This is a genomic window from Undibacterium sp. JH2W, from assembly GCF_049340425.1.
Classification (GTDB): Bacteria; Pseudomonadota; Gammaproteobacteria; order Burkholderiales; family Burkholderiaceae_D; genus Undibacterium.
The window spans coordinates 156,818-172,651 of record NZ_JBMPOT010000014.1 but is presented as its reverse complement, the minus strand read 5'-3'; the positions used below and the strand labels follow the sequence as shown (position 1 = coordinate 172,651).

Here is a 15,834-nt window from a genome sequence, read left to right as displayed (position 1 = left end):
AGAGTCAGCAATTTGACCTATCGTCATGTTTTGCGCTGCCCAGTAATTCAGACCATTTGGATCCGCTGGACGGTTGAAATAAGCGATGTAAAGCTTTTGGATATCAGCAGCTGTGTTAGCCATTTAGAGAACTCCTAATTTATGATTTAAAAAGTGCGAAGCTTGCTTTTTAGGCACCTACTCGCGTTACGGCAAGCAGATAATCGCAGAAGCACCCAATCGAAGATGTGACCGAAATCACATTTTCAAAAAAAAGCAATACTTAACAACATTTGGCTTTGCTATTCCAAGAATTTTCATTTGTTCTGCAGAAACAGCTTTCAAATGAAAAGCCTAGATATGACTTTGCCAACCTACAATTATACGACGACCCCTGAAGTAAACCAAAATGAATATTTCGTTACATGAAATTACTAAATTATTTATTAACTTCAATCAAAAATGAGGGCTCTTATGCAGATATTTAAATAACAATTAAAGTATTTCAATTCTAACTCCCCCCCATAGAGACCAGTAGTATTCATTGCCTGAAGATCCGGCCTGTATTCTTTCCAGGAAGTAAAGTTTTAAAAAAATAAAGGGCTTCCGTAGAAGCCCTCTTCGATAAGGAAATAAACAATTGCTTACAGCATCATTCAGAATTTATGCATACGCATTACTATTATCACTCACCCAAAATCACATCATTTCTTATTCCAGTAAGTAACGCCATATATCATGCGCTTACCATCTTCATCCAGCTTGGACTGGAAAATATAGGATGCAGTACCACCCTTCTCTGCGGTGACCACCCCTTGCACAGACATATTTGCAGTGGGCAAATATTGATTCGCACCAAACAAGACACCGTTACTGGTCACGGAACCCTCGCCCCGCAAAACAAATTTTTCACTGCCAGCGATCACATCAAAACCTGTAGTAAACGTCGCCTTGGCGAAATCCAGCTGCAATTTACCGTTCTCCAGTTTCGCTGGCGATTCCAGGCTCTTGACATTATCAACCACTAATGCCTGACTATCTTTCAGGGCGAAACCCATACTACCCGTAGTTGGTATCTGCCATTCAGTATTTTTTGCTTGGTTTACGGCGTAATAGGTATTCATAAAACGTGTGGAGGAATCGTTTTGCTTGCTATTATCAAAATCCGCCTTTTGTCCAAATAACTCGTAATAACGCCCCCAGATGATGGTGTTTACTAAAACTGCCTGACCACCGGAAGTACCTGTACCGCCTCCTGCTCCGGCATCAATACTTGTTGACGGCTTATTACCATTGGACGCCAGGGTCTGCTTCACACCGCCCGCCTTGTTTGGATCAAGATTGGGATCCGGTACGGCTGGCACATTGGATGAATTATTGGTGCCTACAACTTTATTACCTGGCTCATCGGGCCTTGGAGGAACCAGCGAATCAGGCGAAATACCTGGTGCTGACTGCAAGAGTTGAGGCTTGCTTTGTCCCTTATTGATCTGCAACAACAAACCTTGCTGACGAGCAAACAATTCGGTTGCACTCAAGCCTTCACATGGGCCACCACCCTGAGGCGAACAGGCGCCATCAAAGCCGCTGACCACGACACCGCCCTCAAGCACCACTACCCGCGTCATGTCCTGCGTGGTTGATACGATGAAATCCGTGCCGCGCACACCGATGGCAGCAACCGGAGTATTAAAGCGGAAATTTTGCCTGGCCAGTTTGACTGCACTACCAGAAACACTGCGCGCCACTCCAGATATCAATTCAAGCTTGATACGCGTATTTGAGGGGTCTTTTTTATCCACATGGTAACTAACTATGCGCGCCTCACTATTGGGACGTACGATGAGCAAGCCATCATCCATGGTTTTAAGATAAATATAGCCATCAGCACCAGTCTTGATACTGGTATTCTCAGAAATGAGGCTATCCATCACGGCAGCTTTGCCATTGATCTGCACATTTCCCCAGATTGCAGTCACCTTTGCTGCGTCTTCTGCAAAAGCCAATGCGGGATAGGCCAGTAGGGATACCAGTATCCACCTGACAAACTTCCACGACATATTATCTGCTCTTATCTTCATATTTCATCCTTGCCTGCTGATAAATCAGCACAATCCTTCAAGCTGCAGGTCTACATTACCTCAGCAAATACTCATTTTTACAGTTACCATTATCCACTGATAAATAAAAAATATTGTGACGACGGTCACAATTTACAAATTCCAGTTACTATAACATTTTTTTGCTAAGCCATTGATAACAGTAGGATTATTATGAATACGCAAGGACAGCCCGCCATTAACGGATCATACTGAGCAAATAAGCATCTGCGTTAATAATCTGGGGAATATCTTCTCCAAAACCCAAATATGGGTATTTATCTCGGAGTAAGATGTATAAAATCCAACATTTTTTTATGTTTCAGCTTATGATGCAGCCGAAATTATTTTGATCAATACGCTTTTTCAATTTGCCTCATTGCACAGTGAATAATCCAACGGACGCTAATAAGCAATCATGAGGCATGCTCTCGGGATTTTTTTGCGCACCCCGGCAAAAACTTATCTTTGGCTGTTGATTGCCGCAGTCGCGGTCTGCTTGTGCGCAATCAATCAGTGGCTACCAGAAAACCAGCGCCTGTTCTCGGGCGATGAATGGTTGCGTGACCGTTATACCCAATTGAGAGCCAGGGACTTGCCAGAAGAGCGTATAGCCTTGATTGATATTGATGATCACAGTATTTCCGTACTAGGTGCCACACCCTGGCCCAGGGAGCGAATTGCTGATTTGATAGAGAAACTGATTGTTGAGTTCAATGTTCGCGGCGTCGCTCTGGATATTTATTTTGAAAAGCAACAAGACACCATAGGCGATCAAAGACTGGCAATGCTGGCGACCCATGGGCCTGTGGTATTGGCACAAGCTTTTGATTTTCATAAAAACAAACTCACTCCTGCCCGCAATGGTCAATTGACAGGTGGTACCCCGGCCAGCGCTTTTAGCGAAGCGGCTCTCGCCCATATGGCAAAGGCAACAGGATTTATTGCCAATCACGCCGGCCTGAATGCAGCAAAATATATAGGAAATATCGGCTTTGTGCCTGATAGAGATGGAACTTTACGCCGGATTCCGGCTCAGACGCGCTTTGACAATAAGGTTTACGATGCCTTATCGCGGGTATTGCAGCAATGCTGCTCAGAAAAAAAGACAGATAAGGTCTATCCGGACACGAGCCGCTTTTCAGACGTGGATGAAAACGGTTTTGCGCGGGTAGATTACAAGCGCACTCTGACCTCGTATGAAGTCGTTCCGGCACTCAGCGTGTTGCAAGGGGAAACACCACTGGAATCACTGCAAGGCAAATATATAATTATTGGTTCTTCGTCTTTGAGTCTGGCTGATCGTGTACCAACACCACTGCTTTTTTCCACCAGCGGATTTCTGGTGCATGCACAAGCCTTAAGCACGATGCTCGATGAGCAGGAAGGGCAGCACTATATTAAATGGCCGGGGCGCTGGATTGCCTTGTTATTTTCTGCATTCACTGCGGGTATGGCAGTATTTATGTTCCCCCGTTTTTCAGCCCTGTCGAATACCCTGATGCTAGGGGCCGCTTCAGTAATTTGGCTGGGCCTGGCTTATCTGGTAGTCGATCACGATATGTGGTTCTCACCTGTCAGCCCTTTGATATCGAACTTCTTTTTATTGGCTGTGGCGGTACCATTTGGCTGGCAGGCAGCGCAGCGTAAATCACGCAGGCTCTTGGGAACCCTGCAACAATATGTCGCCAAAGCCGTAGTACAGGAATTACTGCGCAGTGATTTGAAAGATCCACTGGCACCGCGCCAATTGCATGTGACGACCTTGATTGCAGATATGGAAGGTTATACCAGCCAGGTTGAAAACCTGCCTATGGAAGAAGCCGCCAGTTTGACACGGGAATTTCTGGAATGCCTGACCGCACCAGTACTGGCAAAGGGGGGAACACTGGATAAATATACCGGCGACGGCCTGGTGGCATTTTGGGGCGCCCCTCTGCCAGTAGAAAACCATGCAGATCTGGCAGTCGATGCGGCCATAGAAATAGTCAGGAATGTTAGAAAATTAAGTAGCCAATATGAGCAACAAGGGAGAAAAAAGATTAGAGTCAGAATTGGAATAGAAAGCGGTCTTGCCATTGCCGGAGACTTTGGCAGCTCCTTCCGCAGCATCTACACTGCCGTTGGCGATAGTGTGAATACCGCTTCGCGTCTGGAAGATGCTGCCCGTCACTTTTCCCACGACATCATCATAGGGAAAGGCACAGTTGAAAGCTCCAATAGACACACCTTCGAGCCGTTAGGTGAGCGCTTACTTAAAGGCAAGGAAAAACCGACCACAATTTACACAGTTGAGGTCAGTGCATGAAGATAGAACGCAAGCATTTGCGCTTTCTGCCTTTGTTGCTGTTACTGGCATCATTTGCGCATGTCCGCGCTGAAACATCTGCAGAGCAAATCGATAGCGAAAACCTGTACATGGGGGCCTTGAAAGCTATCAGCGAAAAGCGCCATGATGAGGCCAAGGCCATGCTCGCCAATTTAATAGAAAAAATCCCCCAGCATGCAGGTGCCTGGCTGGAATTGGCCATGCTGCAATGTGAACTTGGGAACAAGGCAGAGGCTGATCGTCTGTTTGCAAAGATGAAACAAAGCCTGCCCTTGTCTGAAGATCAGATACATAAACTGGATCTGTTACAGCCTAAGGAATGCCATATCAAGCCACCAGAAAAACATATTTCCGTGTCGCTGGAAGTCGGTTACGACACCAATGTCAACCAGGGTGCAAGCAATCCCAACTTTATGCTGGGGAGTGGCGCAACACAACAAGAAATAGTGTTATTGCCAGAGTACCAACCAAAAGCTGATCGTTATGCCGCCATCGCAGTAAATATGTCCAAAGATCTCAGCAGAGAAGGGACACAAGGTTTCACACAATTACGCGTACGCAGCTACGATACCCTGACATCGTATAACACCATGGCCCTTGCTCTCGGCATAGAACATCCCTGGAAATGGCGTGATTTTGGTCTCAAGGGCACAGCCATGGCCAGTGCCCTGACGTTGGGCGGCAAGCTGTATCAGAAACAGGAAATAGCACAATTGCGCCTGACGCCAGCGATAAACCCATCCAGCCCATGGCGCTTCAGCACGATTGCCGCCTATACCAACGTACAATACCCAACTCTGGCCAATTTTGATGGTCACACCTGGGAATTGCGCAGCCTGGCAAGCTACGAAGCAGAAAAATTCATGCTCCAGGGCGGTCTTGCCTATCTGGCTGACCGGGCTCACGCTGATAGGCAGGGCGGTCATCGTGAAGGCTACTATGCCAATCTGAATGTGCGACGCCAGTTATTACAGCAAACTGAGCTGGAACTGGGCTGGACCCAGCAATTATGGCGAAGTGCGGCGATTTACTCACCTAACTTAATCGATGTGGCAAGACGCCAGGAGATACAGACATTAAAAGCGGCGCTCAACTGGTATGTCACTAACAATCAGGCCATACAGCTAGAATTCCGCATGACAAATAACAGAGAAAATATATCCATCCTTCAATACAATGGCAAAACCGTACAACTAAACTGGCAGTGGCAAAATTTCTAAGGGAATGATGAAAACCTGCGACCCGGCTCCTGCGCTACCAACAACAGTGGAACATTTCAGGCATAGTCATGCAGCAAGAAATGCAGCAAATGGGATGAAAACACCGGGAGACCAGTAAAATAGACGAATCTGAACATGAATATCACTCAAACAAATGACATTCATGTCTGTGATTGGCGTTTCTGGCTGGCTGTCTTTATCTATCATTCAGCATGACACAGGAAAAAATTGAGAACGAATGACCCGCTATTGCGCATACCAGCCCACAGGCCAGTCTTCAAAATTGGATTGACCAATGACAGTATCAAATAATGAAGTCGCTGTTATTCATAACAAAGCACCCAATGCGGAGTCGCAAGAGACTTCGCCTGGACAATTGCAACTAAATATACCGATACAGACCAAGGTACAGGTCAAAGTTAACCAGATCACTGTCAATTTACGCAATATCCCCTTGTTGATGGGGCTCAGCGATGAAGACATGGCCAAGGTCAAGGCGGATATGCGCGTACGTCACTTCAACAAGCGTGACGTGGTATTGCAAAAAGGTGGCATCGGTGACAGCCTGCTGTTTTTGCTGTCCGGGCAGTTGCAAGTGGTGAACGTTACAGAAGATGGCCGTGCCATCGGATTACGCATGCTCAAGGAAGGGGATTTTTTTGGTGAAATCGCCATCATCAATGGTACGCCACGCTCTGCCTCCGTCGTCGCCCTGAGCAATGTACTGGTAGGTTTTTTACCTAGTGCCACGGCCCTGCATTTGTTTGCCCACTCGCCTGCCATGGCAAATATGATGCTGCGCCATCTGGCAGAAAAAATACAGCGCGATTCTGAATTCCGCGCCTTGCTCAGTATCAGCAATACCTCCAGACGCATTTATGCCTTCATTGCCTTGTTCAAGAAAATCATGCCGGGGAACCTGGAGGTGATAGAAAACCTGCCCACCCATCAGGATATCGCCATGATGATCAATACCAGCCGGGAAACCGTCACCCGTGCCCTCTTGCATCTGGCCCAGCAAGGCATCGTAGAAAAAGACTTGCACAGGCTTATCATCCGTAAGCCTGACGAATTGGAAAAACTGGCCTTGGGCGCCACCTGAATCAGCTCGCCTGATACTGGGCCCACTACCTCATTATGCTATTTAATTCTTTTGGCTTCCTGTTTCTCTTCCTGCCCGTCACGCTGGCAATATGGTGGTTATGCCAGAAAAAATTCGGCTTAAGACTGGCCCTGGCCTGGCTGGCCCTGGCTTCATTGATGTTTTATGCAGTTTGGGATATACGTTACCTGGTCGTCTTGCTAAGTTCCATCAGCATCAATTTCTGGCTGGGTGGCCGCATCCTGCATGCGAAACAAGAACATAAAGATAAACTGGCCAGCCATTGGTTAAAAGCAGGCATAGGCTTTAATCTGCTGATGCTGGGTGGATTTAAATACACTTACTTCTTGCTGGCCAATCTGTTCGCGGTGTTTCATGCCGCCCCTCCCATAGACCCTATTGTTTTACCGCTGGCCATCTCCTTTGTCACTTTCCAGAAAATCGCTTACCTGGTGGATTGCAGGCGTGGTGATGTGCGCAGACATAATGCGCTCGATTACCTGTTTTTTGTGTCTTTTTTCCCGCAACTGATCGCTGGCCCCATCGTCCATCACAAGCCCTTGATCGCGCAAACCAGGCCAGATGACAATCCCCTTTTTAAGCAAAAAGAAGCCTTGATCACTGGCCTGACATTTCTGGCGCTGGGTTTATTTAAAAAGACCATACTGGCGGACAGCATGGCGCGCTATGCCAGCCCGGTATTTGAATTAGCCAGACAAGCAACACCAGGGGGGGAAGTTGCCTGGCAAGCCATGCTGGCATATACCCTGCAATTGTATTTTGATTTTTCTGCTTATTCCGATATGGCAATCGGACTGGCCCTGATGTTTGGTTTTAAATTGCCCATCAATTTTTTATCGCCTTACAAGGCAGTATCCATCATCGATTTTTGGCGGCGCTGGCATATGACACTCTCCAGCTTCTTGCGCGATTACTTATATATCCCTCTGGGTGGAAATCGCCAGGGTCAATTCAAACGCTATCGCAATCTGTGGCTGACGATGCTGCTCGCCGGCATATGGCATGGTGCAGGGTGGAACTTTTTTTTATGGGGAGCCCTGCATGGCAGCATGCTGTTGATCAATCATTTCTGGCAGCATGTTTTACAAGGCAGCACAGTGATCCGCAGACTTTGGCACAAGCTGCCCAAGATAATCAGTATCGCCTTCACCTTCCTGCTGGTTGCTTTCGCCTGGGTGTTGTTCAGAGCCCCGGATATGACTAGCGCAACACATATGTATAGCGCCTTGCTGCACCCAATGACAGGGACTAACTTGCCAGCTCTACAATGGCAAAATATCGCGCACGTGGCTGAATCCCTGCTAAGCACCTCCGCAGATGCAGGCTGGCTGTGGATAGGCATAGGCATGCTCGTCGTTTGGTGCTTGCCTAATACGACAGAATTGCTGGCTTATGATCCACTCCCCAATGTCGCCATTCCACCCCTCAGTGAACGCAGACAGATGGTGCTCGGCCTCATGGCCGGCGCAGGCCTGTGGTTTGCACTGAAATGGATGGCGCTCAGGCCAGCCACAGAATTTTTATACTTCAATTTTTAAGTGAGCAGAATATGAAAAAATTCTTGCTCGCCACAATAGGCAGTTTCCTGGCACTCAGCATACTGTGGATAATAGGCATCAAATATCAGCTTGGTGTGGCAACCAGCAGTTCACGCTGGGTCTACGATGCTTATCAATTGAAAATACATGCTGCACAAGAGATCAAAACACCTCGTGTACTTATCGTCGCCGGTTCCAATGCCATGTTCGGCCTGGACTCTGGCATGCTGGAAAATTTCTGGCACAAGCCCGTCATCAATCTGGCGGTCAATGCCGGCCTGGGACTGCCTTATATTCTGGACGTGTCGCGTCGTGTCGCCCGTCCCGGTGACACCATCTTCATGCCCATGGAATATGCACTCTACCTCGACGAAGGCAAAGCCAATGCGCAAGTCATCGACTATGTCATGGCCAGGGATCTTGATTACTGGCGCAGCCTGTCTCGCCTTAAGCAGTTGAAGTTTGCAGCAGGCCTGGGGGCAGATCGCTGGCTGCAAGGCCTGCGGCATTTACCCGATAGCCCGGTCACCAGCGGCACCTACGGTGCCCACCACCTGGATGCCAGAGGTGACCAGACCCATTCCAGTCCGGCCGAACGCAGCGCTGGAGACATTGCCGCCGTCAAGGCCGCCAAAGCCTGGGACTACGGGCACAGGGCTGCGACCGAAACCGGTGGCTGGAAACTCATGGAAGACTATGCGCACTGGGCTAAAGACCAGCATATCTGCCTGATCGCCGTACCTACGGTTTTACTGCATCATGCCAAATACGATAGCGATGCGGAAGACCAGGTTTTTTATGCAGGCTTGCCGCAGCGACTCAACAAGCTGGGGATAACATACCTGGGAAAACCCCAGGATTTCATGTATCCGGACGCCTGGTTTTTCGATACCGACCATCACCTGCAAGACTGGGCCAGGAAAGAACATACCGCCAGACTGATCAAGCTCTTGCAATCCCAAGCAAATATCAGTTGCGGGCATGAGGGTAAGCTGACAAAAGCTGACTAAATCAGCTCTTGTCATGCATCGTTATCTATATTCGCCCAGTATCAGTGTCGAGTGCATTGGCGATACCGTCAATAATGTTCAGCAGGCGCTGCGACAAAGCTGGCCACTGCCTGGTGGATGTCCATGCCTTTGCCTGCACTGCCTTTTCTTTCAAGACCTGAGTATCTTGTAAAATCGCAGCAATCCCTTCAGCTATCGCATCAGGGTCGGTTCCCGGCAAGACATGCACGGCATCTTTGACATCATCAAAAATCGATAAGGGCGTGACTGCTACTGGACGGCCCGATGCCAGTCCCATGCGTACCGCAGCACTGGATGACTCCTGTGTTTTTTGATAAGGATAAACAATCAGATCAGCCTGTTGCAACCAGGACTGACTTACTTCATCGGTCAAATATTCAGACAGGAAAGTCACATGTGCTTCCAGATTGGATTCATACATGAGACGACGGCACAGATGATATTCGCCTTCCGACAAACCAACCGGATAAAGAGAGGTCACCAGCAACAAATGATACTGCTCGCCGCCTTCCTGTTCGCGCAATTTGCCAAAGGCTTTGATCAGTGCCTGTATGCCTTTGTGGGGCAACAGAAAGCCATAAGCGGCAATCACGGTTTTCCCTTGCAAGTGACGGGCATCGACACGGTTCGCTGTATCAGTCAGGGTAGGCATTAATCCCTGAGGGAAAAATAACAGATTATCAGTCACCCCATATCCCTTGAGCCTGTTCATGTCATCAATACCATGTACAAACAGGCGATCTGCCAATTGTAATTCTCTGGTGATCGTCGCCAGGGAAATCAGGCCATCATCATGTGGCACATCGGCGGTGGAATGGAAGAAGACATACACCGCTTTACCGGCCTCCTTCATGCGACATATCAAATCGGCCAATGCGCTCAGTGAAAAGAAACCGAAATTATATTGAATGACAATGGCATCCAGTTCTTGCTCTTGTATGTTCAGATGGACGTATTCCAGGTTCTCATCCAGGCTGGCATCCCAGGTACGGATCACATTATGGCCATCACGTGTAGTTCTTTCAGGGATATGACTACTCAGATAAACTATTCTGTCAGCAGGAATACCCGCCGTTAAAAAAGCAGAATACGATGCCACACCACAACGCGCATTCCAGGTACTGATCCAGCCTATGCGCGGCTCCTTACGCAACAGGGGCTGCTGCTCCAGTGCGGCGATTGCCGAACGCGATCTGCGGGCCACATCTGACCAGGCATAGTTCGCCGAGATATAGGCATGAGCTGCTTCGGTCCTGGCAGCGATCATCTCTGCAGGACTGGAGTAGACTTCTTTCATCAGGCTCGCCAGATGCGCTATATCAGGATTGACCCAGGCTGAATGCATGGCGCTGAAGTGGGAACCGGATTTGGCAAAATGATAGTCACACAGCCACACCCTGCTGGCATCGCAAAAGTCCATTTGCCCGCTCCATGCCGTGGTAATCACTGGCAATTTAAGCAGCATGGCTTCTGCAACAGGCAAGCCAAAACCTTCACCACGACTAGGTGCCACCACGGCATCACTGATCTCATACAAACCACGCATTTGCGCCTGCGTATAATCATCCATGATGATATGTACATGCGGAAAATGCACATCATCTGCCTGCAACGCAGCGAGTTGTGCGATCACATCATTATGCGGGTTAGGAAAGGTCTTGATGACGAGACTGACATCATCGCTATCCCGAAATGCCTGACCATAAGCCGCCAGCAAGGCATCTGGCCCCTTGCGCGGGAAGCAGGAAGAGACATGCAAGAAACGATAGGTCTTCAAGCTGCTTAATACACTGGTAGAGACAGGGGCGGCGGCGTCTCTCAATACATGATCTACGCCATTGCCCACGGCCGCAATCGGTATGCGCACACCATTGTCGCGCAAGACCTTGCCAACAAAGCGCGACACCACCAGAACCAGGTCCAGCTTGCGGTTGAACTCATTGACAAAATCCTGAGGAAAACCGGTTTCTTCCCAACCATAAGAATTGACGACCCTGACACGGGCAGGCATATCATCCAGCGTTGGCGGATAGCAGTTGCGCAAAACCACATCCGGCATTTTCGCAGCTTGCATAGCCGTCGTTTGCATGCCGGCAAGATCTGGATTGCTAGCCAAAAATTCTGCTGATGCAGGAAAATCTCCATGCCCTTCACGACTACGCAAACCCAGTTGCAGCTCAGGTATATCAAGTGACGCCAGGCCACGTACCAATTCTCTATTGACGATAGCCAGGCTATAACTGGAATCGAAAGGCCCTTCCAGCTGCCACAATGCAGCTTGCGCTTCGCTTGCAAAAACTGGTGCATGAGGTAGTTGCACACCCAGGTCTTGCAGAAATGCTTGCAGACTTGCTTGTATCTGCTCACGTGAAAAACGCTGAATATTTTGCCGCTGGCTGGCAATGATGCGACGACGCAGCGCTGGCTCACTCAATACCATTTGCACATGGGCAGCGCAGGTCGCAGAGCTGACACTGGCATCCAGCAAAATACCGGCCTGCCCCATGGTAGCACTGACACCTTCCGTGGCACGGGCGATCACCGGCACGTCATGCAGCATGGCCTCGATCAATGGCATGCCAAAACCTTCATGTTCACTCAGGCTGACATACGCATCGGCACTGCGGTACAGGGCCAGCAAGTCTTCTTCAGTAACCTTGCCTGTCATCAGCACCTGTCCATCCAGTTTCATGGCGGTGATGCGTGCACGTACTTCTGCTTCATAAGGCAGGCTGGTCACACCGCCTGCCAGTATCAGGCGTACTGGTTGTCTGGAAAGATAGCGTAATTCCTCAAACATCTCCAGCAATTGCAATTGATGTTTATGCTCGCATAAGCGACCGACAAATAAAATATTATGCGCATCGCGCAAGCTGGCGATGAGCTGGCTGTTATAGCTGTGTTGTTGCCAGCGCCTGACATCCACCAGCAAAGGGATAGTTGTCACCCTGGCGTAATTGGCAGCACGTAATTCAGAACTATTCAATTCTGAATCTCCTATCGCCGCCTCGAAATCTTGTGCCCACAATGCCAATTGCCTGGTTCCCAATAGACTCAACTCGGGCAAGCCATTGTCTGGCAAAAATTGGGGAGGCGTAATATTGTGATAGACCAGTACCTTGCGCGCCTTGATCTCTTTCAGCCAGGCCGAGTTTTCATAACCCAGGCTATGATGCACCAGCAAGATATCCTCGCTGGAGAGCTGCAGTTCCTTGATAGACAAGACTTCATCTCGCACCTCGTCTTGTACCATATCACAATAAATGTCGGATGAAAAACCCATTTCCCGTAACAGCTTACGAGTAAAGAACATGCCATTACTGACGCCGTCACCCCTGCCGCAAGAGGGGCTGAATTGATGTATCTGCATCTTATTTACGACCTATGACTGCATAATCCTGGGGACCAAATAATTCCTTATTCAGCAAGGCTTCGACCTCCGTACCACCATGCAGCATATGGTCATCGGGATAAGGGTGCAGGCGTAAAATCTCGGCATGTGCAAAGCCGCGCTGCCTTGCCATGAATTCTGCCACTTGCGGAACAATGGGATGCAAATGGGTAGGGTCGAAATAAAAATTGCAGGCACCGACCTTGAGATTTTCTGGATTGGGTGTTTCAAAAATAATCACGCCACCTGGGCACAGTGCATGATGAGCCGCATCAAACAGCGCTATCAATTGCTCAAACGGTAAATGTTCTATGATTTGGAAGCCAGTTACTGCACCTACGCTGCCAGCGGGCTGCTCACGCAGATAAGCGATCGCGTCCGCATGACGCACCAGGAACCCCTGATCCAGACAGGCATTTACCATGGAGATATTCATATCCACCCCCATGGCAGGGATACCCTGTTCATCAAGCAATTCCAGCCACTCACCACGACCACAGCCAACATCGATGACCATTTTGCGGGCGTCTTTGGCTTGCTCGCTGATATGTGACAAATACGGCAAATAAACCTGCAAACGCTGTTTGATATCTGCCCGCGAACCACGGAATAAGGCCTCAAATTCCAGGTAAAACTGATCCTGGTCGAAACTGCTGGCGGGACGCTGTATGACTGTTGCTGCCAGTGTTGCTGGTGCATGGGCCGGGCTATTGTCCGGTCCCAGGCTCTCAATTGCGGACGAACTATGAGGTGCACTCGCAACTTGCAGGCTATTACGCATCATCAGATTGACCGAACGCAGTTGCCTTGCGATTTGCAAACGATCCAGTTGCATCAGGCGCTCACCAATATCGAGCGCATCATACTGATCCAGACGTAGACCAGATTGACATGCTTCCAGTTCGGCAATTCTTTGAAGCTGTTCATGGTTTTGCAACTGCAATTGCTGCTGCAACTCGACTATTTTCCCTTGCGAAGCATCAACAGCCCATTGCAATTTAGCCAACTCCATCTCAGTCTGAAAACGCGTACGGGGCAAGCGTAATAATGCGTTAAACCAGGCCAGCGCATACCCCAGCACTGGTATGCGACGAATTTTTTGCTTCAGTCCATCTGCTGGCGGTGCTGGAGCAGCTTCCTGTAAGGTGACTACTGGCTCAGGCTGGACTACTTCCTGACTATCGGAATTGGCGACTGCCTCACTTGCCCTTGGCTGTTCCACCACCATTTGTTCTGTCATGGTGTGCGAAGGAAGGGAATGCCTTCTGTGATGCTGTATGACACTGGCCTTTTCAGCCAACTGCTTGCTTTCGGATTCGGATTTGTTCTGTATCGCCATATAATCAGGGTAATTTATTCATAATTGGCGGCAAATGATCAGTTTTTGAACCGCAAAAAGGAGTAGAAGTATAAATGATGATGTAAACTGCGACGGTTTTATTACTGCCAGCAGTGTTTCTACAAAATGTCAGTTCCGCTGCAAGTTTCACGTTCTGTTTGCCAGACTATCGAGTAGCCCCCGGATGCCGTCAGTTTAGCCTATTCAGCGTCAGCGCACATCCGCCGCACTCTGAACAGACATGCATAGGCTGCAAATTGCAAAAGATTTATATTTTATAATTATCTGCCAAACGGCAAAGAAAACAAGAAAGTTAACATGTTATTACAGCCCGTCATTCTCTCCGGGGGTTCCGGAACCAGGTTGTGGCCGCTATCGCGTGAAAAACACCCAAAACAATTACTTGCCCTGATAGGCGAAGAAACCATGTTGCAGGCAACAGCCACGCGGGTAAGGGATTTTTCAGGCAGCATAGGCGTCGCCCAGAAAATGATCGTGGTCTGCAATGAAGAATACCGCTTCATCACGGCAGAACAACTGCGCGTAGCGGGATTCAGTGATTGCAGCTTGTTGCTGGAACCTAGCGGTCGCAATACTGCACCGGCCCTGACACTGGCAGCCTTGTCTGCCGTTGCCGGCGCTGGCGACGCTGTCTTGCTGGTCATGCCAGCCGACCATGTCATTAATGACAAGCAGGGTTTCCATCAAGCCATACAACATGGCTTGCAACAGGCGATTGATGGTGCCATGGTCACTTTTGGCATCGTTCCTGATAGGCCAGAAACTGGCTATGGTTATATACAGACCGGCGATCAACTGCCCGGCACTGCCGTACGTGAATTGCAAGCCTTTGTAGAAAAGCCTGTACTGGAAGTGGCACAGCAATACCTGGAGGGTGGACGCCATTTATGGAATAGCGGCATTTTCATGATGCGTGCCACGACCTGGCTGAAAGCCATAGCCCATTTCCATCCAGCCATGTATGCCGCCTGCCAGCAAGCCATGGACAAGGCCAGCATAGACTGTGACTTTGTGCGGGTGGACAAGGATGCATTCTTGTCCTGCCCTTCAGATTCCATTGATTATGCTGTCATGGAAAAACTGGCCAAGGATAGCAACTTGCATATTCCTGGCTATGTCATTCCCCTCAATGCTGGCTGGTCCGACGTCGGTGCCTGGGATGCAGTCTGGCAAGTATCCGACAAGGATGGCAACGGTAACACGGCCCATGGCGACGTCTTGCTGGAAGATTCACGTAACTGCCTGGTGATCTCGGACAGTCGCCTGGTCGCCTGCCTGGGGCTGGAAGATGTCATCGTCGTCGAAACACCAGACGCAGTGCTGGTCACCAATAAAGCCAATACCCAAAACATCAAACGTGTAGTCACCCGTCTCAAGGATGAGAACTATACCCAGACAGATAACCACCGCAAAGTCTACCGCCCCTGGGGTCATTATGATTCCGTTGATAGCGGTGAACATTTCCAGGTCAAGCGCATCGTCGTCAAACCTGGAGGCCGCCTGTCCATGCAAATGCATAATCACAGAGCCGAGCACTGGATAGTTGTCAGTGGCACTGCCCTGGTCACCCGCGGTGAAGACGTCATGACGCTGGTTGCCAATCAGTCCACCTACATTCCTTTGGGCGTCAAGCACAGGCTGGAAAATCCGGGACAGACTGATTTGGAATTAATAGAAGTACAATCCGGTGCCTATCTTGGCGAAGACGACATCGTCCGTTTTGACGATATATATGGTCGTGTCGCAGGCTGATACCTCACTAAA

At 49.2% G+C, this 15,834-nt stretch carries 9 protein-coding genes; 6 read left to right on the top strand and 3 right to left on the bottom strand.

The window, feature by feature from the left end:
* Window positions 1–683 precede the first annotated feature (683 nt).
* Window positions 684–2,060, bottom strand: a complete 1,377-nt coding sequence (locus ACO0LC_RS21365; RefSeq protein ID WP_423006866.1) for a FecR family protein — start codon at window positions 2,058–2,060, stop codon at window positions 684–686.
* Window positions 2,061–2,496: 436 nt separating this feature from the next.
* Between ACO0LC_RS21365 and ACO0LC_RS21360 the strand changes: the two genes are divergently transcribed.
* From ACO0LC_RS21360 to ACO0LC_RS21340, 5 genes are all read left to right on the top strand, one after another.
* A complete protein-coding gene (locus tag ACO0LC_RS21360; RefSeq protein WP_423006864.1) occupies window positions 2,497–4,386 on the top strand; it encodes a CHASE2 domain-containing protein in 1,890 nt (629 codons plus the stop codon).
* Complete coding sequence (locus ACO0LC_RS21355; RefSeq protein ID WP_423006862.1) at window positions 4,383–5,627, top strand: tetratricopeptide repeat protein; 1,245 nt, start codon at window positions 4,383–4,385, stop codon at window positions 5,625–5,627. The genes ACO0LC_RS21360 and ACO0LC_RS21355 overlap by 4 nt, the downstream gene beginning before the upstream one ends.
* Before the next feature lie 295 nt (window positions 5,628–5,922).
* The gene (locus ACO0LC_RS21350; RefSeq protein WP_423006860.1) at window positions 5,923–6,729 is read left to right on the top strand and encodes a Crp/Fnr family transcriptional regulator; all 807 of its coding nucleotides are present in this window, start codon (window positions 5,923–5,925) and stop codon (window positions 6,727–6,729) included.
* Between the two features lie 35 nt (window positions 6,730–6,764).
* Window positions 6,765–8,288, top strand: coding sequence for an MBOAT family O-acyltransferase (locus ACO0LC_RS21345; protein ID WP_423006858.1), 1,524 nt, complete (start codon window positions 6,765–6,767; stop codon window positions 8,286–8,288).
* Between the two features lie 11 nt (window positions 8,289–8,299).
* Complete coding sequence (locus ACO0LC_RS21340) at window positions 8,300–9,298, top strand: hypothetical protein (protein ID WP_423006856.1); 999 nt, start codon at window positions 8,300–8,302, stop codon at window positions 9,296–9,298.
* Window positions 9,299–9,323: 25 nt separating this feature from the next.
* Here the strand turns inward: ACO0LC_RS21340 and ACO0LC_RS21335 are convergent, their stop codons facing one another.
* Entirely contained in the window at window positions 9,324–12,689 is a 3,366-nt protein-coding gene (locus ACO0LC_RS21335; protein WP_423006854.1) for a glycosyltransferase family 4 protein, read from the bottom strand.
* A 1-nt stretch (window position 12,690) separates the two neighbouring features.
* Window positions 12,691–13,950 carry a class I SAM-dependent methyltransferase gene (locus tag ACO0LC_RS21330; protein WP_423006852.1) on the bottom strand — a complete coding sequence of 420 codons (1,260 nt, stop codon included), beginning with the start codon at window positions 13,948–13,950 and terminating at the stop codon, window positions 12,691–12,693.
* Between the two features lie 417 nt (window positions 13,951–14,367).
* On the opposite strand from ACO0LC_RS21330, the gene ACO0LC_RS21325 reads away from it, so the two are divergent.
* Window positions 14,368–15,822 carry a mannose-1-phosphate guanylyltransferase/mannose-6-phosphate isomerase gene (locus ACO0LC_RS21325; protein WP_423006850.1) on the top strand — a complete coding sequence of 485 codons (1,455 nt, stop codon included), beginning with the start codon at window positions 14,368–14,370 and terminating at the stop codon, window positions 15,820–15,822.
* Window positions 15,823–15,834: the final 12 nt, after the last annotated feature.

Excerpts from the sequence above, each read along its gene's own strand:
- ACO0LC_RS21365 (WP_423006866.1), bottom strand. The coding sequence starts at position 2,060 with ATGAAGATAAGAGCAGATAATATGTCGTGGAAGTTTGTCAGGTGGATA.
- ACO0LC_RS21360 (WP_423006864.1), top strand. The coding sequence starts at position 2,497 with ATGAGGCATGCTCTCGGGATTTTTTTGCGCACCCCGGCAAAAACTTAT.
- ACO0LC_RS21350 (WP_423006860.1), top strand. The coding sequence starts at position 5,923 with ATGACAGTATCAAATAATGAAGTCGCTGTTATTCATAACAAAGCACCC.
- ACO0LC_RS21355 (WP_423006862.1), top strand. The coding sequence starts at position 4,383 with ATGAAGATAGAACGCAAGCATTTGCGCTTTCTGCCTTTGTTGCTGTTA.
- ACO0LC_RS21345 (WP_423006858.1), top strand. The coding sequence starts at position 6,765 with ATGCTATTTAATTCTTTTGGCTTCCTGTTTCTCTTCCTGCCCGTCACG.
- ACO0LC_RS21330 (WP_423006852.1), bottom strand. The coding sequence starts at position 13,950 with ATGACAGAACAAATGGTGGTGGAACAGCCAAGGGCAAGTGAGGCAGTC.
- ACO0LC_RS21340 (WP_423006856.1), top strand. The coding sequence starts at position 8,300 with ATGAAAAAATTCTTGCTCGCCACAATAGGCAGTTTCCTGGCACTCAGC.
- ACO0LC_RS21335 (WP_423006854.1), bottom strand. The coding sequence starts at position 12,689 with ATGCAGATACATCAATTCAGCCCCTCTTGCGGCAGGGGTGACGGCGTC.
- ACO0LC_RS21325 (WP_423006850.1), top strand. The coding sequence starts at position 14,368 with ATGTTATTACAGCCCGTCATTCTCTCCGGGGGTTCCGGAACCAGGTTG.